This is a genomic window from Paenibacillus assamensis DSM 18201 (genome assembly GCF_000422445.1).
GTDB lineage: Bacteria > Bacillota > Bacilli > Paenibacillales > Paenibacillaceae > Paenibacillus_B > Paenibacillus_B assamensis.
In genome coordinates this window covers 223830-244232 of record NZ_KE383838.1, presented here as the reverse complement: position 1 = coordinate 244232, position 20403 = coordinate 223830, and the positions used below count along the sequence as shown (strand labels likewise).

19 protein-coding genes are annotated in these 20403 nt (G+C 44.4%); 12 read left to right on the top strand and 7 right to left on the bottom strand.

Going from position 1 to position 20403, the window contains the following annotated elements; genetic code table 11:
- Window positions 1-41 precede the first annotated feature (41 nt).
- The gene (locus H580_RS0119545) at window positions 42-1397 is read left to right on the top strand and encodes a lytic polysaccharide monooxygenase (protein ID WP_028596281.1); all 1356 of its coding nucleotides are present in this window, start codon (window positions 42-44) and stop codon (window positions 1395-1397) included.
- Between the two features lie 321 nt (window positions 1398-1718).
- Window positions 1719-2279 carry a TlpA family protein disulfide reductase gene (locus H580_RS0119540; RefSeq protein WP_245583604.1) on the top strand — a complete coding sequence of 187 codons (561 nt, stop codon included), beginning with the start codon at window positions 1719-1721 and terminating at the stop codon, window positions 2277-2279.
- A gap of 127 nt (window positions 2280-2406) precedes the next feature.
- On the opposite strand, the gene cimA is transcribed toward H580_RS0119540, so the two are convergent.
- A complete protein-coding gene (gene cimA, locus H580_RS0119535; RefSeq protein ID WP_028596279.1) occupies window positions 2407-4020 on the bottom strand; it encodes a citramalate synthase in 1614 nt (537 codons plus the stop codon).
- 265 nt (window positions 4021-4285) lie between these two features.
- On the opposite strand from cimA, the gene H580_RS0119530 reads away from it, so the two are divergent.
- The 3 genes from H580_RS0119530 (at window position 4286) to H580_RS0119520 (ending at window position 7641) form a co-directional block, all read left to right on the top strand.
- Window positions 4286-5608: a DNA polymerase IV gene (locus H580_RS0119530; RefSeq protein ID WP_028596278.1), complete on the top strand. Its 1323-nt coding sequence runs from the start codon at window positions 4286-4288 to the stop codon at window positions 5606-5608.
- Window positions 5609-5778: 170 nt separating this feature from the next.
- Window positions 5779-6012, top strand: coding sequence for a ferredoxin (locus tag H580_RS0119525; RefSeq protein WP_028596277.1), 234 nt, complete (start codon window positions 5779-5781; stop codon window positions 6010-6012).
- 159 nt (window positions 6013-6171) lie between these two features.
- Entirely contained in the window at window positions 6172-7641 is a 1470-nt protein-coding gene (locus H580_RS0119520; protein ID WP_028596276.1) for a L,D-transpeptidase, read from the top strand.
- Between the two features lie 83 nt (window positions 7642-7724).
- On the opposite strand, the gene H580_RS26860 is transcribed toward H580_RS0119520, so the two are convergent.
- Complete coding sequence (locus tag H580_RS26860) at window positions 7725-7859, bottom strand: hypothetical protein (protein ID WP_273015255.1); 135 nt, start codon at window positions 7857-7859, stop codon at window positions 7725-7727.
- A 250-nt stretch (window positions 7860-8109) separates the two neighbouring features.
- Between H580_RS26860 and H580_RS0119510 the strand changes: the two genes are divergently transcribed.
- From H580_RS0119510 to H580_RS0119500, 3 genes are all read left to right on the top strand, one after another.
- A complete protein-coding gene (locus H580_RS0119510; protein ID WP_028596275.1) occupies window positions 8110-9204 on the top strand; it encodes a quinone-dependent dihydroorotate dehydrogenase in 1095 nt (364 codons plus the stop codon).
- A gap of 80 nt (window positions 9205-9284) precedes the next feature.
- Window positions 9285-10097 (top strand): GTP diphosphokinase, encoded by an 813-nt coding sequence (gene yjbM / locus H580_RS0119505; RefSeq protein ID WP_028596274.1) that lies wholly within the window; start codon window positions 9285-9287, stop codon window positions 10095-10097.
- Window positions 10094-10525, top strand: a complete 432-nt coding sequence (locus tag H580_RS0119500; protein ID WP_028596273.1) for a DUF309 domain-containing protein — start codon at window positions 10094-10096, stop codon at window positions 10523-10525. The genes yjbM and H580_RS0119500 overlap by 4 nt, the downstream gene beginning before the upstream one ends.
- Before the next feature lie 91 nt (window positions 10526-10616).
- Here H580_RS0119500 and H580_RS0119495 read toward each other — a convergent pair whose 3' ends face one another.
- Genes H580_RS0119495 through H580_RS0119485 form a run of 3 tightly spaced genes read right to left on the bottom strand, consistent with a single transcriptional unit; the run spans window position 10617 to window position 13841 of the window.
- On the bottom strand, window positions 10617-11702 hold the full coding sequence (locus tag H580_RS0119495) for an efflux RND transporter periplasmic adaptor subunit (RefSeq protein ID WP_245583603.1): 1086 nt from the start codon (window positions 11700-11702) through the stop codon (window positions 10617-10619).
- Window positions 11703-11745: 43 nt separating this feature from the next.
- Window positions 11746-13122 (bottom strand): ABC transporter permease, encoded by a 1377-nt coding sequence (locus tag H580_RS0119490; protein WP_028596271.1) that lies wholly within the window; start codon window positions 13120-13122, stop codon window positions 11746-11748.
- Window positions 13119-13841: an ABC transporter ATP-binding protein gene (locus H580_RS0119485; RefSeq protein WP_028596270.1), complete on the bottom strand. Its 723-nt coding sequence runs from the start codon at window positions 13839-13841 to the stop codon at window positions 13119-13121. The genes H580_RS0119490 and H580_RS0119485 overlap by 4 nt, the downstream gene beginning before the upstream one ends.
- A 315-nt stretch (window positions 13842-14156) precedes the next feature.
- Here H580_RS0119485 and H580_RS0119480 point away from each other — a divergent pair, with 315 nt between their 5' ends.
- From H580_RS0119480 to H580_RS0119470, 3 genes are read left to right on the top strand one after another with little or no spacing between them, the layout of a single operon-like run.
- Entirely contained in the window at window positions 14157-15737 is a 1581-nt protein-coding gene (locus H580_RS0119480) for an RsmB/NOP family class I SAM-dependent RNA methyltransferase (RefSeq protein WP_028596269.1), read from the top strand.
- A gap of 8 nt (window positions 15738-15745) precedes the next feature.
- Window positions 15746-16480, top strand: coding sequence for a pseudouridine synthase (locus H580_RS0119475; RefSeq protein WP_157283037.1), 735 nt, complete (start codon window positions 15746-15748; stop codon window positions 16478-16480).
- 57 nt (window positions 16481-16537) lie between these two features.
- Entirely contained in the window at window positions 16538-17341 is an 804-nt protein-coding gene (locus H580_RS0119470) for a Cof-type HAD-IIB family hydrolase (protein ID WP_028596267.1), read from the top strand.
- Between the two features lie 65 nt (window positions 17342-17406).
- Here H580_RS0119470 and H580_RS25995 read toward each other — a convergent pair whose 3' ends face one another.
- Window positions 17407-17499 carry a sporulation protein YjcZ gene (locus tag H580_RS25995; RefSeq protein ID WP_084509389.1) on the bottom strand — a complete coding sequence of 31 codons (93 nt, stop codon included), beginning with the start codon at window positions 17497-17499 and terminating at the stop codon, window positions 17407-17409.
- A 232-nt stretch (window positions 17500-17731) separates the two neighbouring features.
- On the opposite strand from H580_RS25995, the gene H580_RS25615 reads away from it, so the two are divergent.
- Window positions 17732-18544 carry a hypothetical protein gene (locus H580_RS25615; protein WP_051217584.1) on the top strand — a complete coding sequence of 271 codons (813 nt, stop codon included), beginning with the start codon at window positions 17732-17734 and terminating at the stop codon, window positions 18542-18544.
- A 138-nt stretch (window positions 18545-18682) separates the two neighbouring features.
- Here the strand turns inward: H580_RS25615 and H580_RS0119455 are convergent, their stop codons facing one another.
- A complete protein-coding gene (locus H580_RS0119455; protein WP_028596266.1) occupies window positions 18683-20200 on the bottom strand; it encodes an RsmB/NOP family class I SAM-dependent RNA methyltransferase in 1518 nt (505 codons plus the stop codon).
- Between the last annotated feature and the right edge of the window lie 203 nt (window positions 20201-20403).

The following is a 20403-nucleotide window of genomic DNA, read 5'->3' as shown; positions in this document are numbered from 1 at the left end:
ATGGCTAAGACGAGTCCAAAAATTAAAGGAGGCTGTTGATGATGATGGATCAAAAGTTCAACCAGCACATGATGAGTTACAAATGGCTACTGGTAGGGACGACCGCTATTCTCACAGTAATTTTGGTACTGCTTATGTCAGACAAAGCTTTCGCTCACGGTTATATCGAAGGACCTGCTAGTAGGGGCTATTTGTGCAAAACGGGTCAAAATACGAACTGCGGCCCAATTGTGTACGAGCCTCAAAGCTTGGAAGGACTAAAAGGATTCCCGAACGCTGGTCCCGCGGATGGCAAACTTGCAAGTGCTGGTCTTGGTGGATTTGATCAGTTGAATGCTCAATCTTCTACGCGCTGGACAAAGGTAAATATGTCGAGTGGTACAGTAACGTTTAACTGGAAATTGACAGCAGCACATGCAACCACGAAATGGGAGTACTTTATTACGAAGCCGAATTGGGATCCGAATGCACCGTTGTCTCGTGCCCAATTCGACTTAACACCTTTCTGCTCTGTTAATACTGGTGGTGCACGACCGCCATTTAATTATTCGGATACTTGTAATGTGCCACAGCGGACAGGCTATCATGTTATTTTGGCGGTATGGACCGTCCATGATACACCTAATGCATTCTACAATGTCATTGACGCCAATTTCGGCGGAGGATCTAGTGATACAACTCCACCGACGGCTCCTTCCTCTTTAGCTGTGACAGGCAAGACTTCTAATACGGTTTCCCTGTCATGGAATGCGGCTACAGACAATGTTGGAGTTAGTCAATATAAAATTTATAACGGAAGCTCGCTGGTGACTAGCATTTCTGGTTCCAATACGAGCTATACGGTTACAGGTTTGACGGCAAATACAAGTTACACGTTCTCGGTCGTTGCTGTGGATGGAGCGGGCAACTCTTCTGTGCCCAGCGGATCTATCGCAGTTACAACCAATCCAGCTGTTGTAGATGTAGCTCCTCCTACTGCGCCAAGCAATCTGCATGTGATGGGTTCGCCGACATCCAATTCGGTACCATTGATGTGGACGGCTTCCTCAGACAATGTCGGGGTTACAGGGTACAAGGTGTATAATGGCACCAATCTTGTAGCTACCGTATCAGGCAGTACAACCAGCTATACGGTTACGGGATTGGCAGCTTCTACTTCGTATACATTTACCGTATATGCTGTGGATGCAGCGAACAACCAATCGCCAGCGAGCAATTCTGTCTCTGCTACAACGGCTCAGCCTCCTGCAGCTGCGCCTTGGGCAGCCGGCACCGCTTATACAGTAGGTCAGTTGGTTTCCTATAATGGGGCAACTTACGAGTGTCGTCAACCACACACTTCATTGGTAGGCTGGGAGCCGACTGCTGTACCGGCGCTGTGGAAACTAGTTCCATAATGGAGGGGCGTCATGAGGATAGACTAGCTGTTCCATACATCGAATGGAATTAATCCTATGATGCAAGGATGGAAGCCATGCAAAGGAGCGTGCTGCTAATAAATTGATGTTGCAGAAACTGCTTATGTTACCGCACTAGGCAGTGTGTAAAAGGCAGTGTCGAAAAGATCTGATGAGTGAGGCCTCGCCAGCAAGTTCTGGCGAGGTCTTCTTGTTGTTATTTTGCAAGTAGTATGATGGGAGAAGAGGGTCGTATTTTTTGTATTTTTGGAGAAATAAGGGTACAATAATAAGAATACGGTTTCTAGAAAGGGCATTGCGATGATGAAAAAAAGCACAATCATACTAGCTTTGGTGCTTCTTTTAGGCGTTACAGGCATTTGGCTAAATACGAAAACGGCAAGTTTAGAGCGAGAAACATCTGCTAAAGTGCGCATTGCAAAAGAGGCCCCGCTTGTAAATTATCAGGCACCAGCATTTGAATTGAAATCGATAGATGGCACACAAACGTTTCGAGTAGGTGGAGAAAGGGAACGACCAGTGTTGATTAACTTTTGGGCATCATGGTGCGGACCTTGCAAGTTGGAAGCGCCTGATCTCGTAAAAATATATGCGAAATACCAAAATGAACTTGATATGTATGCTGTTAATGTGACATCTACAGATAGTAGGAAGGATGCTCAAGCATTCGTCGATGAATACGGGTTAATTAACCCCATACTGATGGATTTAGATGGAAGCGTATTTGCAGCCTATAACGGTATGGCATTTCCAACGAATTTGCTCATAGACAAAAGCGGCACCATACGTAAACTTTATATTGGACTTCGACCGGCTAGTCAGATTGAAGCAGATATTCAAGAGTTGTTGGATGAGAAATAGCGTATATGCAAAATGCCCTGAACCTCTTAGAGACTAGATGTTCAGGGCATTTACTCGTTTCATATATATGTTGTTGTAGGTCAAAAGTAGTCGTATATTTTCCACAGCAGCATAAATGGATTAATGATTAATGATTAACAATACCGAGACTTTCTTTTCGTTCATTGGTTTGAAGCTGTTTTTCTTTGCCATAAAGGGCGTAACGAATGCTGTCTACAAGCGCTTCCCAGCTTGCTTCAATTACATTTTGTGAAACGCCAACGGTACTCCATGTATGCTTGAAATCTGTTGATTCGATAAGTACGCGGACTTTGGCAGCGGTTGTGTCGCTTTCATCCAGCACGCGAACCTTATAATCGGTTAAATGCATATCTTCGATACCAGGATAATGGCGGGATAGCGCTTTGCGAAGGGCATTGTCCAGTGCATTGACGGGGCCATTGCCTTCAGCAGCCATATATATCGGCTCGTTATCGATATTAATCTTCACGATCGCTTCGGATACAACAGAGCGATTGTTGGATTTCTCTACTAATATTTTAAAGGATTCAAACTGAAACGGTTCCTGTTCACCGCCAATCGCTTGTCGCAGCATAAGTTCTAATGAAGCATCGGCTCCTTCGAATTGATAGCCTTCGTGTTCCAATTGCTTAATGCGTTCGATAATTGCTTTCGTTGCAGGCTTGCCAGCGTCCAATTCATAGCCGAGCTGCTGCGCTTTAGACAATACGTTGCTTTGACCTGCAAGTTCAGAGACCAGTACACGCTGCTTATTGCCAACTAGTTCCGGTTGGATATGCTCATAGGTACGCGAATCTTTTAAAATAGCGGAGACATGTATGCCGCCTTTGTGGGCGAAGGAGGCATTTCCAACGTATGGCTGATTAACCGGCATATGAACGTTCGCGATTTCGCTTACGTAACGTGCAACAGAAGTTAATTGTTGAAGCTGATCGTCTGCGACGCAACTATAGTCGAGTTTTAGTTGAAGATTTGGTATAATCGAACATAAGTTTGCATTTCCGCAGCGCTCTCCATAACCATTCATTGTACCTTGTACTTGGAGGGCGCCTGCTTGCACGGCCGCCAAGCTGTTCGCGACTGCTAATTCACAATCATTATGTGTGTGTATGCCAATCTTCACTTGTGTACTTTGCAAAGCAGCGCTTACAATTTGCTGGATTTCATGGGGAAGTGTACCGCCATTCGTATCGCAGAGCACAACCCAATCGGCGCCAGCATTGGCAGCTGTACGCAGCACTTGCAAAGCATATTCACTGTTGTGCTTAAAGCCATCGAAGAAATGCTCAGCATCAAGCATCACTTCTAATTGATGCCGCTTCAAGTATGCGATAGATTCGGCAATCATTGCTAAATTTTCCTCTAATGAGGTTTGTAGTGCGGTATGCACGTGGAAGTCCCATGCTTTGCCGACGAGTGTTGCTGCGGGAACTTGGGCTTCGATAATACGATTCAAATTGGCATCTTGATCGGCAATCGAATCTTTACGTCGTGTGCTTCCGAATGCGACAAAGCGTGCGTTCCAAGCGTAGGATTTGATTCTTCTGAAAAATTCGATATCTTTGCTGTTGGAGCCCGGAATGCCGCCTTCAATATAATGAACGCCAAGGGAATCAAGCCGCCTTGCGATCTTAAATTTGTCTTCAGCTGATAGACTAATGCCTTCTCCTTGTGTACCGTCACGTAAGGTCGTATCGAATATTGCAATCGACTTTTTCATGATAGTTCCTCCTCCAGATCGTTTCAGGATGAATCTGGTATTATTTTTTTTCTAATTATAGCACTGCGTTTGCATTTGTATAGCAGTAATTTCCTGCGTCACCCGATTAATGCTCCAAAGAACAATGAAGAGTATAAATGTATTACAATACATAGGAAGAACAAGCATCTGTGTTACAAGATATAGTATTGCGATGTACCACATAAAAGCCTTTCATTTTCCTGAGAAAGTCTTAGTCTTTTAAGTGAAGAAAGGAAGATACGAGATGAAAGAGAGCACTCCCGATGAGAATGTACATCGTTACTACCCGACAAAGGGAAAAGTCATTCTTCATTTGGACATGAACGCTTTTTACTGTTCTGTACATGCAGCGGAGGAGCCGGATACGTATCAACATAAGGCGACTGCTGTAGCGGGCAGCATCGAGCAGCGTAAAGGAATTATTGTAACTTGTTCTTATGAGGCTAGACGTTACGGTATTCGCACAGGTATGCGTGTTCGTGAAGCTCAGAAAATATGCCCGTCTCTTATCATTATTAAGCCAGACTTTCATTTATATCGTAAATATTCACGTGCGTTTCTACATATAGCTGGTTCCTATACACCATTAGTGGAAGCGGTATCTATTGATGAGTGTTATTTAGATATAACAGGTTCAAAATCGTTCGGAACTCCAATGCATATCGCAGAAGAGCTGCAGACGCGTATTCGTGAGGAGCTAGGCATACCTTGCTCCATTGGTGTTGCGCCGAATAAATTGCTTGCTAAAATGGCATCGGACATGAAAAAGCCGAACGGCATTACGGTACTGCGAATACGTGATGTGGCTGACAAGCTGTGGCATCGTCCGTGTCAAGAGTTGTTCGGAATTGGGCGTAAAACGGCAGAAAAGCTGCGCCGTCTTGGTATTCATACAATTGGTGAGCTTGCCCGGACAGATGTGCAGCGGTTGGAGAACCATTTTGGCGTATTTGGAATAGGAATGAAGCAAGCCGCAAATGGCATCGATCATGGTGAAGTTCGGGCTGAGAGGGAAGCCAGCAAGTCCATTGGGCACACAACGACTTTGCCGCAGGACGTTGAATCAGATGGGGATATACGCCGAGTGCTGCTAAATTTGGCTGACCAAGTGGCTCGTCGCATGCGCAAGCAGCACATGATGGCGCAGACGGTGCAGTTAACCTTGCGCACTCCAGATATGAAGACGTTTACGCGCTCGTTAACGATGGATACACCGACAGATGATGCGCAGCATTTGGTGGAAGCATCATGGAAACTGTTCGAGCGTCATTGGCGAGGTCGTGGACCTTTGCGATTGTTGGGAATTACAGGGCAGAATTTAGTTCCTAAGGAAGAGGCAGTTGTGCAGCTTGATTTATTTGCCTATGAACAACAACCGAAGCGAGACAAATTGAATGAGACGGTAGACAGTCTACGTAACAAATATGGTGAAAATGCGGTCGTTATGTTGGGAATGCTAGGAGATGATCCTTCCGCGCTTATCCGAAATCATCGTGTAAGGGGAACCTCCTTGCAAACGGATTTCTTGCGAGAATTTGAGAATCGGGATGGTGAGGATTGGAAATAGCTGTATGGCAGTCATTTTGGACATAATAGTTTATACAAATTTAGGTGAAAATACTATCTAGAATTATTATAAAAAAGATGGAAATCGTTTGAACTTGAGACTTGTTTGTATTATATTTGAATACGGAGGAATCAAGACGATCTGACTTGAATACCAGGAGGGAACTACCAATGGGAAAATATACTTGGGTTGATAAAGACACGTGCATCGCTTGTGGTGCTTGCGGAGCAACGGCTCCTGACGTTTATGACTACGATGATGAAGGTCTAGCAGAAACAATTTATGATGGAGATGGCAACATGGGTGTGAAGGCAATTCCTGAAGACCTGTTTGATGACATGCAAGATGCATGCGATGGCTGCCCAACAGACTCCATCAAGATTGCTGATACACCATTCAACTAAGTTATATAGAGATTATAAAGAGAATACAACCAACCAACCAAATCCTCGCTTCGGCGGGGATTTTTAAATATATATATATTTTCATACGAAGGAACACTTGCGATCTGGTCCACAATTGCCGATATAGAAATTATAGAGCCAGGGGGAGTTGAGGGCATAATGAACAATCGGCTGGATGAATGGACGGAAAAAGACGAAGCCTATATGAAGAAGTATGTACAATCTCATCCTGACAACCGCATGGCATGGTATTTACTGGGGAAGCAATATGAAAAAGACGGCCAGCTGCGTAAAGCTAGCTATTGTTATAACCAAGCAGGTGATATATATAAGGCCTTTGAGAATGAGCCTTTGCCGATAGAACGTTTTCAGGAAGAACAAATGTTGCTGGTGCAAGCAATCCACAAACGGATGAGAAAGCGCAATCGTATCAAACAAGGAATGAGAGTGTTTGCAGCTCTTCTTCTATTGCTATTAATAGCACCTATCGTAATAGGAGAAGATGCGATGGCGCCGTCAACCGAGCGCAATGTAGACAAGGTTACCCAGACAAAGCCTGAAGGTGAGCCTCAAACTTCTAAACCTGTGGATAAACAATCTGAGGGTAAAGAGGAAGAGCCAGATAAGGGACATATCTTGCCTGTACCAGGCCATGGATCGGTAGTGTATGTGGAAAAGACGAGTTCAGCCCAGAGTGATCGTCAGTTGAGACAAGCTGTAGTAAAGGCTGCGAAACAGAATCAGTCATCCACGCTGGTTACCCTACAGAAGCATGGCCGATGGAGTATTTGGACAACGGAGCCACAGGTATGGGCAATCGTTAAAAGTAAAGCGCAAAGTGAAAGTAGAAGCAGCCAAACGTATTTCCCGGGAGATGCAGATTGCGAATGTGAGCCAGAACGTATACAAGCAGCAAAGGAAGCTGCTGCATGGGCTCGTGATGCAGAACATCGCTTAATGGCGATGTCTACACATGCTGCTGTGCTAGTACAAGGGAAGCTGCCACCAGCATCGGTCAGTGAGCTAGCGAAGGGCTATCCTCGTAATGTAGTTTCAGGGATAGATGCAGAATGGTCAGAGGTGTATAAAGATGTACATAATAAACTTGCCGTGAAGACTGTACCTAAGACGAAGCGTGCGCTGGACAAGCAGTGGGCGACATTGGCTGCGAATCCTTTCAAAGAGCCGCTTCGCATTATTATTGATAAAAAGTCACATCGATTGGCTGTCGTGAGCGGTTCCATCATGCTGCGCAATTATAAGGTAGGATTAGGCGGAGAGCGTACACCGGAAGGTTCGTTCGTTATATCAGAGAAAGTGGTCAATCCGAAGGGCAGTTCCTCAGGTGCATATGGCAGCCGTGGAATGGCGTTGTCTCATACGCAGTATGCTATTCATGGGACAAATGATCTGGATTCTATTGGACAAGACGAATCACTTGGTTGTATTCGGATGTCCAATGCGGACGTGGAGGAGTTGTTTGATTTGGTGGCGATGGGAACGAAAGTGACCATTACGTCGGGACATTTGCCAGACGTAACCGTTGTCCCGGCAGATGATGAGCGTTACCGTATACCTCTAACACCGGGACAAGAGAATCCGAATAAAGTCTACAAATGGTTGGATTAAATTGTAATGTAATAACGTAAGGATAAAAGTAAGGTCTGCTCTGTGGAAGGAGCAGACCTCTTTTTGCTAGTAGAAGTAGATTTTTATTTCAGTAAAATAAATACGCTTAGTAGGACGGTAACAATAAGCAATGAACTCCCAACGATGTAGATTGCTTTGCGGTTTACCTGTGCTTCTTGTTTTGTTTTTCGAGTTGGCGGCATTCGCTTTGCACTCATAAAATTCATCACCTTTCGTATGTATTCCTATATGTATTGTAATCGCTTACTATGTAGATGGCTAGTAAGTTATTGTATTTCGATCTCTTTTCATTTTGATTGGAAATCAGTAAAATAGGATAGGATGGATACGCGAAATTGTATAAGATTAAGCGTATTTTCGAGACCGAACCCCTTTTTTATGTTAGAATAGATAACATAATAAAATATAAAGCTATTTTAATGAAGAGCGAAGAACGGAGTGGAACGATTGATATACCGCAGCATTGGCAAACCGATATTTTTTCGAATGGATCCAGAACGTGCACACCACCTCGTCATCGGAGGGCTTGCAGGAGCTAGTAAAGTTCCTGGTATGAAGCCGCTGATGCGTTCGATATATGGGGTAAAAGAAGATCCAGCACTTGCGACCGATTTATTTGGCTTACATTTTCATTCGCCGATCGGACTCGCTGCAGGGTTAGACAAAAATGCCGCCGCTGTGGAAGGCTTCTCCTCCATTGGATTAGGATTTATGGAAGTAGGAACCGTTACTCCAGTCGGGCAGCCAGGCAATGAGCAGCCTCGCATGTTCCGACTCCCTCCAGATGAAGCACTCATCAATCGCATGGGATTCAATAATGAAGGTGCAGATCAAATGCTAAATCGTCTTTCCAACGTAAAGGAACGACGTATTCCTGTCTGGGTGAACATTGGCAAAAATAAAGTGACGCCAAATGAGCAGGCTGAGCAGGATTATTTGTCATGTATACGTAAACTTTATGATACAGCAGACTTATTTGTGGTGAACATTAGTTCTCCCAATACGCCTAATTTGCGTAATTTACAGCATGGTGATGAGCTGCGCTCTTTGCTGAATGCAGTTGTGGCAGAAATGCAGACACTAAATGATAAAAATCAGAAAAATAAAGCAATCCTTGTTAAAATAGCACCTGATGTAACAGACGAAGATTTGATTCCTATGACAGAGACAATCGTGCAGAGCGGGGTTTCTGGAATTATTGCTACGAACACAACGTTGTCGCGTGCAGGGACCAATCATCCGAATCGTATGGAAGCAGGCGGCTTGAGCGGCAAGCCATTGACTGAGCACTCTACAGAAATTATTCGGAAAGTATACCGTCATACGGGCGGGCGTATCCCGATAATTGGCTCGGGCGGTGTATTTACAGCTGAAGATGCATACGCAAAAATATGTGCCGGTGCAAGCCTGGTGGAAGTGTATACAGGGCTTATTTATCGCGGTCCTGGCATTAGCCGTGAGATAACGACGGGTTTGAAGACCTTGTTAAAGCGTGATGGCTACCGACATATATCTGAGGCAGTTGGTCGAGATCATAAATAATTACCTATAATAAAGTCAGACAACGTTAACATACCTAACCGCATACAATGAACGATGGGAACGGACAGGAGGCGTTCGTTATGGACGGAAGAGATTGGAAGAAGTTTTTGCTGCCCTATGAACAAGCTGTCGAAGAATTGAAAGTTAAATTCAAAACGATGCGCAGCGAGTTAAAAAAGCGTGAGGAATATGCGCCAATAGAATTTGTTACGGGACGCATTAAGCGGATTTCGAGTATTTTGGAGAAGGCAAAACGATTATCTATCGATATGGATGATATTGAACGTGGAATTGAGGATATCGCAGGTATTCGAATCATGTGTCAGTTCGTAGAAGATATTCATTCACTTGCAGAATTGATCCGACATCGTAAGGACATGACTGTTCTTTATGAGAAGGACTACGTAACGAATTTTAAGGAAAGCGGCTACCGCAGCTTTCATATGATTGTAGAATATCCAGTTCAGACGGCGTTAGGTTATAAACATGTGCTTGCTGAGATTCAGATCCGTACATTGGCCATGAACTTTTGGGCTACGATTGAACATTCTTTGAATTACAAATATCGGGACAGCTTGCCTGATGAAGTCCGAGAGCGCTTGAAAAAGTCTGCGGAAGCTGCCTTTATTCTCGATAATGAGATGTCGAGCATTCGTCAAGAAATATTGGATGCTCAAAAGAGTTTCGAGGATGATGCGAAGCTCGTCCAGAAATGTTTGACGCTTATTCAAGACTTGTACTTCTACCATCGCATTAGTGAAGCGATAGCCTTCCAAAGTCAATTCAACAGTTTGTGGATGGATCGTGACCTCACCGGATTCAAACAATTGGAAGAAGACCTTAGTCTCTTGATTAAAGAATGTAAGAAAAAGAGCGGCGAGTCAGAAGGATGAGAACGTCCTATGATCGATTGTTCGTCCGCTTTCTGAAGCTGTTCAATGAACATCGTGACTACTATACTTGCCATGATGTGATGGAGGAGCTCTGGCTGGAAGAAGGCCGGAAACCATTTTATCAAGGATTGCTGCAAGTGGCAGTGGGACTGCATCATTGGCACCACCATAATACGGTGGGAGCAATTAAACTATGGGAAGCAGCTTTACATAAGCTGGCTCTATATCCGGATAATTGTATGGGCATTGCGCTTGGTACTGTACGAATAGAGACAGCTTTACTACTAGAACTTGTGTCTAGTGAAGAAGGAGCTCAAGCTGAGCCAAGAGATATCACCATTCCAATAACGGATGCTGAATTGATACAGCTTGTTAGCTTGGATGACATCGATTTACATGTGGACGAAACGAACGAAACAACACCATAGCACGACTTGAGATATGATAACAAAAGCAGTCCAACCCATTTGCTTGGGAGGACTGCTTTTGTTCGTTTCACATGCTATTCATATAAATGAATTATTGCAGAGTTACTTGCTCTCCAGCCTTTAGTCCTTCCAGCACTTCTGTCTTGTCTGCTGTTTCCAAACCTACGTTTATATTTTGACGCTTTACTGTACCATCAGCGCCTTTGAGCATTACATAAGAGCCTTCGTTGTCTTTCATAACTGCAAGTGTAGGTACAACAATCGTGCTATCCTTGCGTTCCACCTCAACCTTTCCGTTTAAGCTAAGGCCTGCAATCAGATTTGGATTTTTAGCTAGACTTACAATTACTTCGAATTGAGCTGGCGATACAACCGTACCATCTGCTCCTGTTTTAGCGAATTTAGATACTTTTACAACATCACCATTTAACTTGATATCTTTATGCGCCGTTAGTTCAACTTCAACGGACATGCCTGGCTTAAGCGAGAAGATATCTTGCTCCCCGACATAAGTGACAAGCTGAAGTTGATTCACATCTACAATTTTGCCTACACGCATATTTTCCTGTACTTGCTGCGGAAGCTTAGCCGCATCATCATAGAGGAAAATACCTGACACAGGAGCGATATAATGAGATTGAGCTATTTTTGATTTTTTGTCTGCAATATCTTGTTGTTGAATGGTACGGGTAAGGGAATTGATTTCTTTCTGTACCCGTTCCGTTTCTTTTTGCACATAGTGCTGCTTAGAGCTTTCTTCCGTCAACGGAGCATTCTGTTCGTTTGTTGCAAATTCACCTTTGAACTTAGCTAGCTGCTCTTCGAGATCTTGTTTCTTTATTTCGGTTTCCGCTCTTGTAATCTCTTGTTGAATAGAAGTTGGATCTAGCTGGAACAACGTGTCACCACGTTTCACTTGTTGCCCGTCCTTGACATTCCACTTGTTCACTTTTCCATTATATGGTGCATATACGATCGTTTCACTAACATAAGATGACTTACCTGTTATTGCAATTGTCTTTACTAACGTTTCCTTTGTAACGGGGAAGGTAAGCTCTTGAGATGCTGCTGTATCTAACGGCATTGTCTTAGGCTGAGAAAATGAATATAGCCCATAGCTGATACCGCCTAACAATCCGAGAATAATCGTCCATTTGATTATTTTTTTTATTTTCATATCGGGAGTGCTCCTCTTCTAATTTACATATACTAGTCACGGCTTAATCACGGCGAATGGCTGTCAGAGCATCTGTACGAGACGCATTGATTGCAGGGTATAGTCCAGCCAGTATTCCCGTAATAATCGCGAAGAACATACCCAACGGTATAATCCAAGGCGCGATAAATAGGATCTCAGCAGCTTCAGCACCGCTCGAAAGTACAAGGCCGTTAATTCCCCATATAATCCAATGAGAGAGGATTACCCCCATAATTCCACCCAGAAGACCAATTAGCGTAGCTTCTACGATGAACATGTTGCGAATTTGCCTTAAGTTAGCACCAAGCACCTTCATAATGCCGATCTGACGTCTACGTTGATGAGTAGACATTGTCATGGCAACAACAATCGAAATAGAAGCGATGAATAGAACAAATAAGCCGATACCAAGTGCGATCGTGCGCACCATAGCAAATTGTTTTTCAAGACGTTCTTTTTGTTCTAAGTTGTTCCTTGCAGTAAGACGCAGCTGCTTAATTTTGTTTTCCACTTGCGTTATATGTTGTTGACTATCTACTTTTACTGTCACTAACGGATAATGCTCGATACCTGCTGATACCGTATTCATGGAAGAATCTGATTCAATGGGTCTAAATCCTGGCTGCTTACGCAACCATTCTGCTGTTTCGAGAGATACATAGATAACTTTCTGGTTCATTGCCATATTGTCGGTTTGGCTATCCGGTTTCTTCAGTACGCCCGTTACCCGAAGCGGAGGTGAAAGCAATTCTCGACCAGATTGTTGGTCGTACTGAACAAATTGAATAGACTGCTGGTATAAGTTCGCTGGTAGACGATCTAAATTTTCGAGCTGCTTGTATATTTCATCATCATATGGATTTTGACGCAGCTTATCGTAGAGCGATTGTCTTGCTTTTTCATCTACGTATCCGAATGTTGCACCAAAGTTAGCAATTACGGTTTGAGGCAAATCCGAGACAGCGCCCAAACGCATTTGATGACCGAAAGCTTGCAAGCTATTCAGATCAGTTGCGATCACTTGCGCATAAGAACTAGTTCCATTGGCTAGTTTCGTTTGATAGTGACCGATCTCCTCCATCGGAGCAGCGGCTAGTACGTGTGGAAATGTACGAATCAGCTCAAGCTTCTGTGAAGTAAGTAGTGACCCTTCATCAACTTCAGGCTTTGCAGATGGATCACCAGATTGTCCCGTACTTTGTGGAGAGACGGTAATCTCATCAAGCTTAAACCAGCGGCTCATCTGCATTTCTGAATATTGGGCGGCAGATTCACCAATGCTCATCGCTACGACAATTGCTGCACAGCCGATCGAAATGCCCATGGCACATAACATGGTGACGACTTTACGCCTGCGAAGCTGGTCAAAAGATATGCGGATATAGTCACCAAACCTCATGTATGTACGCCTCCTATATCGTAGCCGGCTGCTTGCGCATTTGTTGTTACTGCGTCTTCAATAAGTTGGCCGTCTTTAAGGGTTAGTACGCGTTCTGTATGCTCTGCAACTTCTCGTTCGTGGGTAACGATAACAAAGGTTGTATTCATTTTCTTATTGAGCTGCTTCAGAATGGAAATGACTTCATCCTCTGTTTTCGTATCCAAGTTTCCTGTAGGCTCGTCTGCAAAAATAACAGACGGTTCTGTAATAAGGGAGCGCGCGATACTTACGCGCTGCTGCTGGCCGCCTGATAGTTGAGAGACGAACATCTTTCCTTTGTCTGGTAAGCCGACTTGTTCGAGTAAATGTTGGGCTTTCTCACGTCTTTTACGAGGAGAGATGCCTTGGAACACGAATGGGAGTTCAACATTTTCAATAACGGTTAAGTTCGGAATCAGTTCATAGGCTTGAAAAATAAATCCGATATTTCCTCTACGAAATTCAGCGAGTTGATTTTCATTCATCTTTACGATGTTCTGTCCGTTTATGTAAATATTTCCTTCAGCAGGCTTCATAAGGCCTGCCATCAAATTGAGCAGTGTTGATTTGCCTGATCCTGAGCTGCCTAGCAGTGCGACCATGCTGCCTTTCTCTACTTGAAAGTCGATGTGCTGCAGGACGGGAGTGACCTCATTTCCATTGCGAAAGGAGTGGGACAGCTGTTCGATACGTAGCATTGGGGCATTACCTCCTTCTTGTGTTCTAATGTCATGTTCATCTTGTTGTTGTGTCATGAGTATGACCAATGCCTTTCTAGTAACTAAATTATCATATCAACTTATGGATGGGCATGCGAGCTTAAATATCGTGAAATTAGCTAATGTGACAAAAATGAAAGATTTAAGTAGGGAGAACCACGGATAAGACAACTTTCGACACAGTTACCCCTTCATTTCTTTCAAAAAAATAGCCAGACGTGATATGCTATTTAGAGATGTTGTTTGGGTTGTTGCATATTTCCTATGTGCAATAGCTACTGAAAGGATGGCAAAATGAAGACGTTACCTCAAATGTTTATCGAACAGATGCAAAATCGACTTGGCGAGGAGTGGGAGTCTTTTTTGCACAGCTATCATATATCGCCTTATGCTGGATTGCGGGTAAATACGCTTAAAAAAAGTGTAGAGGCATGGAAAGAAATTGCCCCCATGGAATTGACGCCGATACCTTGGACGAAGGATGGATTCTATATTGATCCTTCACTTCGCCCAGGCAAGCATCCTTATTATCATGCTGGCTTCTATTATATTCAGGAACCGAGTGCGATGGCGCCAGTTGAGCTGTTGGAGCCGCAGGATGGGGATTATGTGCTGGACTTATGTGCAGCACCTGGAGGAAAGTCGGTTCAAATCGCATCCCGAATTGGGCAAAATGGAGTGCTTGTTACGAATGACATTCATCCGGATCGGACCAAAGCACTTGTAAGAAATATGGAGCTGTACGGAGTCACACGAGCGGTTGTGTTAAATGAAGACCCATCCCGAATTGCCGATGCTTTTCCACAATGGTTTGATCGTGTACTCGTGGATGCACCGTGCTCTGGAGAAGGAATGTTCCGCAAAGACCCTGATATGGTTCGTGCATGGGAACGTGAGCCGGTTACTGCTTACTCGGCCATGCAGCAGGAAATATTGGACAGTGCTGCCAAGCTTGTTGCTCCGGGAGGTCGCCTAGTCTATTCGACTTGTACATTCTCTCCTGAAGAGAATGAAGCTTCGATTGCACGATTCCTAACCAAATATTCTGACTTCCGTGTGAGAGCGGTAGATTTGAAACACGGAATGGAAGCGGGACGACCAGAGTGGGCGCGAGCATGTATGGAAGAGCAGGGCTGGGAGGCTTCAGATGAAGCAATTGAAGCAACGGCAGGAACGATACGCTTATGGCCCCACAGAGTAAATGGCGAAGGTCATTATGTTGCGGTATTGGAACGAGAGGGAGAGCGACCAGCTCGCTCTGCTGCAAGCTTGCAACAACTGACAGCAGATGCTGGTGCAGTTCGTAAACTATCTCATGTCTCTAGCCGTCCTAAGCAGAAGGGTAAAGGGAAGCAGACCCATAAACCAGACTCTCGCAAAGATCAGATGGTAAGACTACCGAAAGGACTGCGCCGTCCAGAGCGTGAATATATCGATACGTATGCAGGGTGGAGCAAGCAACAGCTATTGAATGACAGGTATGAGCTAAATGCTTGTATTGGCAGCTATGCCTATGATTGTCCGCTTCCAGTGGAAAGCTTGCTAAAGTTGAAAGTTGCACGACCAGGCCTGTTTTTAGGCACGTTGAAAAATGGACGCTTTGAGCCTTCTCATGCGTTAGCACTTGCTTTGCAGCCAAGCGATATGCTTCGTGTATTGCCGTTGGAATTGGAACAGCAAGAAGTGATTGCTTATTTACGAGGCGATACGTTGACGATTGATCCGGAACGCCTATGCACCGTTTCCGATTTGGGTGTGAAAGATAGGAAAGGTTACGTTATGATAACATTAGAAAATTGTCCGCTTGGCTTCGGCAAATGGGTGGATGGTATTTTGAAAAATGAATATCCAGCTGCATGGAGGTGGACAACCTAATGGCTAAAATGAGATTGGACAAGCTGCTCGGACATATGGGGTTTGGTTCCCGTTCAGAGATTAAACGATGGGCTAAGGCTGGGCTCATAACGGTGAATGGTGCTGCTGTCAAAGACAGCGGCAAGCAAGTGGAACCCGATACAGATGATGTGCGATTCGATGGAGAGAAAGTGGAGTATCGAGAGTATGTTTATATTATGCTGCATAAGCCGCCAGGGGTTATTTCTGCGACAGAAGATCGTCGGGAGCGAACCGTAATTGATTTGCTGCCGGACGAGATGTTATGCTTTGAGCCATTCCCAGTCGGAAGACTTGATAAAGATACAGAAGGATTATTGCTGCTTACGAATGATGGCAAGCTGGCACATGAACTTCTAGCTCCGCGCAAGCATGTGCCGAAGACGTACTTCGCTCGTGTCAGTGGGGAGGTAACAGAAGAGGATGTAGCAGCCATGACACTCGGAGTAACGTTGGATGATGGTTATGTAACGAAGCCAGCACAGCTTGTCATAAAGAGCAAGGAGTCACTGGCAACGGGAGAAGTGATTAGCCATATTGAACTGACGATTACCGAAGGAAAGTTCCATCAGGTAAAGCGCATGTTTGAGTCAGTAGGCAAGCAAGTTGTGTATTTAAAACGACTAACGATGGGACCTTTGCAGCTCGATTCTGAGCTACCAATTGGACAATGGCGGGAATTGCGTGAGGAAGAACTGGCTTCTTTGCAGCAAGCTACTACTTAGCTTTTTAGCTTCTTGGCTTCTTAGTTAGTTTGAAAACAGCAGATGGAGGTTTACAGCATGAATAACATTAAAATGATTGCCCTTGATATGGATGGAACCTTGCTCCATGATGATCATTCTTTATCTGAGATGAATGCGAATACGATTCGCGAAGTTGCTGCTCAAGGCGTGGAGATCGTATTATGTACGGGTAGAAGCCCTGTGAGTACATTGCCTTATTTGGAGCAGTTGGGTCTAGAAGGTGTTGTTATTACTCATAATGGAGCGGCTACAGTAGCTTCTAAAGATAAAAGCATGCTTCATCAATTTGAGCTGAGCCAAATGGATCTAGAGCCATACTTAACATACTGCAATGAAGAAAAGGTGCATTATGATATCAACACAGCCTTTGACCTTTATGTGAACCAAGTTGATCTACTTTCCGCGGATTGGTTGGATACGTATAAGCAATTTTTAATTGAACCGAAGAATTTCCCAGGCTGGGACAACCTACCAAGCCCTGTTCTGAAGCTGACGATGAGTGGCTACAAAGAAGATATGGATCGTGTTCAACAGGCGTTGAGTCTATGGGATCACAAGGTCCAATTTATTCGGTCTGGCGATTTCTTTATCGATATTATGCATAGGGAAGCAACGAAAGGTAACGCCTTGAAGCATTTAACGCAGCTGCGCGGCATTTCGAGCGAGAATGTAATGGCTGTCGGCAACTATTATAATGACATGACCATGATTCAATTTGCTGGTATTGGCGTTGCAATGGATAACTCACCGCTCGATGTGAAGGCAGCGGCAGATGAAATTACGTTATCGAATAATGATGACGGTGTTCATGCAGTACTGAAGAAATATTTCTTAACTTAATAGGTGAACGCCGAAAAAGGAGGGGAGCAGTCCCCTCCTTTTTGGTGTTGCCATCGTTCGCGGCATCAGTAAGTTAAAGCACGAGAGATGATGACCAACAAGATGAACAATACCAAAACAACACCTATCGAATTGTAGTATCCTCCTACTGCGCCCATCTTCTCATTCCTCCTCTACCCTTGTAGTTAGCTCTACCGAAGGGGGTACAGGGTTCCGTGCAGATGTATTGATGCGGCGGAACTTCCGTCATTCGGCATACCGTATCATATGCTTCTATCACGTCTCGGTATAGGCGATTGTCCAAGGTGATTGTAATTGGGCGCATGTCTAACCGGATAGCATGGCATGCTAATGTTGATTAATACTTGTCAGAATAAGCAGGGGGTTATTATGTATCGCTTAGAAATGAGACCGGACTTTGTAACGGCAGGGGCAGAAGCTATCGATATACTCATAGATGGCGTATATACGGCGACGTTGCTCGTCATGTATCGGGAAGGAAGTAGGTTATACAGTACGCTTATTATCGATGAAGACGTGCTAAGCTCAAGTGAGATGGAGCATCAATTGGAACAAGTCGTAGAGCGCTACATTGATCGATTGTCTGATGCAGTAGATGCCGAGCAGCGAGAGTTGCAGGTTATTAATGGTAAATATTCGCATATTGTAAGTTCTTCTGTTGAGACATCGTGGGAGGAATGGGATGATGATGAGGAGGAAGAATATGAAGTTGATGATGAGTATGTTCTCGATGATGCCTATCAAGAGGATCAAACTGACGATGGGATCGTCGTTCAGGATTATTCAACGCTCAAGCTAACGACATCGAATCAAGGGCTTCAACAGCATATAGGCGACTACAAGCATGAATTAGCAATTTGTCCCCCACATCCAAGTGAGGCACTTGGCATTCAAATCATTCTCGCAAGAGATGATGGAGATACGTTGATGTATGATATTTATACGGAGCAGGGAGGCTCGTTGCCAGCAGGTTTGGTGACGATTAATACGGAAGGTGAGCAATTGTCGGGTTTTATAGACTTTAGAGTTCCTGGTACGAGCCGTGAGCGACACTATATAGGAGAATCGATCGTGCAAGAGCTGGCAAAGGAACAATCGTTTACAGCACTGCATTTGAACATGATGTTCCACGATGAAATAATTGATGATGCTTTATTTTACGTACATGTAGATGACGAGTAGGAAGAGCGTATTTTACACAGAAAAGTAAATATGCATTGCCCATAACATGAGTGTGCAGTTGAATCATGATATGATAACGAACCGCGGCTATATTTAAGTGGCCGCGGTTCGTTATACGTACACGAGAGTAGATGAAAGCTAGAGCAGATAGACAGCACGCAATCCTTTTGGATAATGGTTTTTAATCATATCATTAGCTAATTTACCCCAGCCAATTGGCAAACCATCGATAGCGACAAGCGTCCAGCCTTTCGTAACTTCGCTGCTGTTAACTTGTATATCTTGATCAAGCAGTAATGCTTCACCGTTCAAGTATTTCTGTATGGCTGCTACATCCGCTGCTGTAGACAACTGAATAGATGATGATGCAGATGTCGGATCAAGCAAAGATAACGCCAATGCATGAGCAGGCTCAATGCGCTGTTTGAGCACATGGGCGAGATGCAGGCCGGGACGTGGTACACGAAGTCCATTCAACTTTCCTTCCAGCCAATTGCTCTGTTCCGCGCTGAAATCAGATGGAGCTGGGAGCCAATATAGTTCCTCTCCGAACAGAATAGGCTTGCCGGACAAAGGAGTTTGCCAGCTAGGCATATATTCGCGCGTCCATTGCACAAACTGTTCGTATACGCCATCTGCATTTGAAGACGGATTGTGCTTACGGCCAGCTGCCTTTTTCTGTTTTCCTTTATTTCCTTTTTCAAAGCGAGTTGAAGTATCACTAGATGCGTACGACGTCATAGCAACGGAAACAGATGAAATCGTGCTTTCTGCTGTATCTTCAAGATGGCTAGCACGATGTAAGACAGCTACATAATGGCCTTCTCCGCGCTGTTTATGCGGCCATATGCGTTCTTGTTTCACAAGTGTAAAATCTGGATAACGATCCAGCCAACGTTCAATCGTTTGTTCATTTTCCGCGTAATTGAACGTACATGTGGAGTAAGCGATTGTACCTCCAGGCTTTAACATTTTAACCGCGGCTTGAATGATGTCCCACTGACGAGTTGCGCACAATGTCACGTGATCAGGAGACCATTCTTGAATAGCATCTGGATCTTTACGGAACATGCCTTCGCCAGAGCACGGCGCATCGAGCATAATGCGATCAAAGAACATAGGGAAGCGCTCTGCCAGTGTATCTGGATCGGAGTTCGTAACGATTGCATTCGTACATCCCATTCGTTCCACATTGCTTGCTAATATTTTGGCGCGTTCACGATGTATTTCATTTGCGATAAGCAGTCCCTTGCCTTGCAGGCGTCCAGCAATATGTGTCGTCTTCCCACCTGGTGCAGCTGCTAGATCGAGGACGATCTCGCCTGGCTGTGGATCGAGCAATTGAACGGCGGACATGGCAGACGGTTCTTGGATGTAGTACAATCCTGCTGCGTGATACGGGTGTTTGCCTGGACGTGTAGTGGAGTCGTAATAATAACCTTCGTCACACCATGGCACGGATTGCAGGGAAAAGGTGCTCATCATTGGCTCTAGTTTCGTTTTATGCAGTTCCCACTTAAGGGGATGGATGCGCAGTCCGTACGTACGTTCTTTATAAAAGCTCTGTAAAAATGCTTCTGTTTCTTCTCCCAGCATCTGTTTCATTTGCTGCTTATACGTTTCTGGGAGGATAGGTTGGGTATTGATGTTGGTCATACTTGAGTTATTGCTCCTTTTAGTAAATGTAAATTCAGATAACAACGGAGTTGGGGAGCTTAGCCAAGCCAAACCAAATCAAGCTTAATCGTAATGGTAAGGCTCTGCTGAACTCCTGCTTGAACAATTATTAATTGTGTAATACTACTATAGTAATAGTGTACCGAACGTAGGCTATTGCATGCAATGTTCTAGTTGATTCC

Bases quoted from the DNA above. Each gene is read 5' to 3' on its own strand.
- H580_RS26860 (WP_273015255.1), bottom strand. From the start codon at position 7,859: ATGAGTGCAAAGCGAATGCCGCCAACTCGAAAAACAAAACAAGAAGCA.
- H580_RS0119475 (WP_157283037.1), top strand. From the start codon at position 15,746: ATGAGATTGGACAAGCTGCTCGGACATATGGGGTTTGGTTCCCGTTCA.
- H580_RS0119490 (WP_028596271.1), bottom strand. From the start codon at position 13,122: ATGAGGTTTGGTGACTATATCCGCATATCTTTTGACCAGCTTCGCAGG.
- H580_RS25615 (WP_051217584.1), top strand. From the start codon at position 17,732: ATGTATCGCTTAGAAATGAGACCGGACTTTGTAACGGCAGGGGCAGAA.
- H580_RS0119520 (WP_028596276.1), top strand. From the start codon at position 6,172: ATGAACAATCGGCTGGATGAATGGACGGAAAAAGACGAAGCCTATATG.
- H580_RS25995 (WP_084509389.1), bottom strand. From the start codon at position 17,499: ATGGGCGCAGTAGGAGGATACTACAATTCGATAGGTGTTGTTTTGGTA.
- cimA (WP_028596279.1), bottom strand. From the start codon at position 4,020: ATGAAAAAGTCGATTGCAATATTCGATACGACCTTACGTGACGGTACA.
- H580_RS0119455 (WP_028596266.1), bottom strand. From the start codon at position 20,200: ATGACCAACATCAATACCCAACCTATCCTCCCAGAAACGTATAAGCAG.
- yjbM (WP_028596274.1), top strand. From the start codon at position 9,285: ATGGACGGAAGAGATTGGAAGAAGTTTTTGCTGCCCTATGAACAAGCT.
- H580_RS0119480 (WP_028596269.1), top strand. From the start codon at position 14,157: ATGAAGACGTTACCTCAAATGTTTATCGAACAGATGCAAAATCGACTT.
- H580_RS0119485 (WP_028596270.1), bottom strand. From the start codon at position 13,841: ATGCTACGTATCGAACAGCTGTCCCACTCCTTTCGCAATGGAAATGAG.
- H580_RS0119495 (WP_245583603.1), bottom strand. From the start codon at position 11,702: ATGAAAATAAAAAAAATAATCAAATGGACGATTATTCTCGGATTGTTA.
- H580_RS0119530 (WP_028596278.1), top strand. From the start codon at position 4,286: ATGAAAGAGAGCACTCCCGATGAGAATGTACATCGTTACTACCCGACA.
- H580_RS0119540 (WP_245583604.1), top strand. From the start codon at position 1,719: ATGATGAAAAAAAGCACAATCATACTAGCTTTGGTGCTTCTTTTAGGC.
- H580_RS0119470 (WP_028596267.1), top strand. From the start codon at position 16,538: ATGAATAACATTAAAATGATTGCCCTTGATATGGATGGAACCTTGCTC.
- H580_RS0119545 (WP_028596281.1), top strand. From the start codon at position 42: ATGATGGATCAAAAGTTCAACCAGCACATGATGAGTTACAAATGGCTA.
- H580_RS0119500 (WP_028596273.1), top strand. From the start codon at position 10,094: ATGAGAACGTCCTATGATCGATTGTTCGTCCGCTTTCTGAAGCTGTTC.
- H580_RS0119525 (WP_028596277.1), top strand. From the start codon at position 5,779: ATGGGAAAATATACTTGGGTTGATAAAGACACGTGCATCGCTTGTGGT.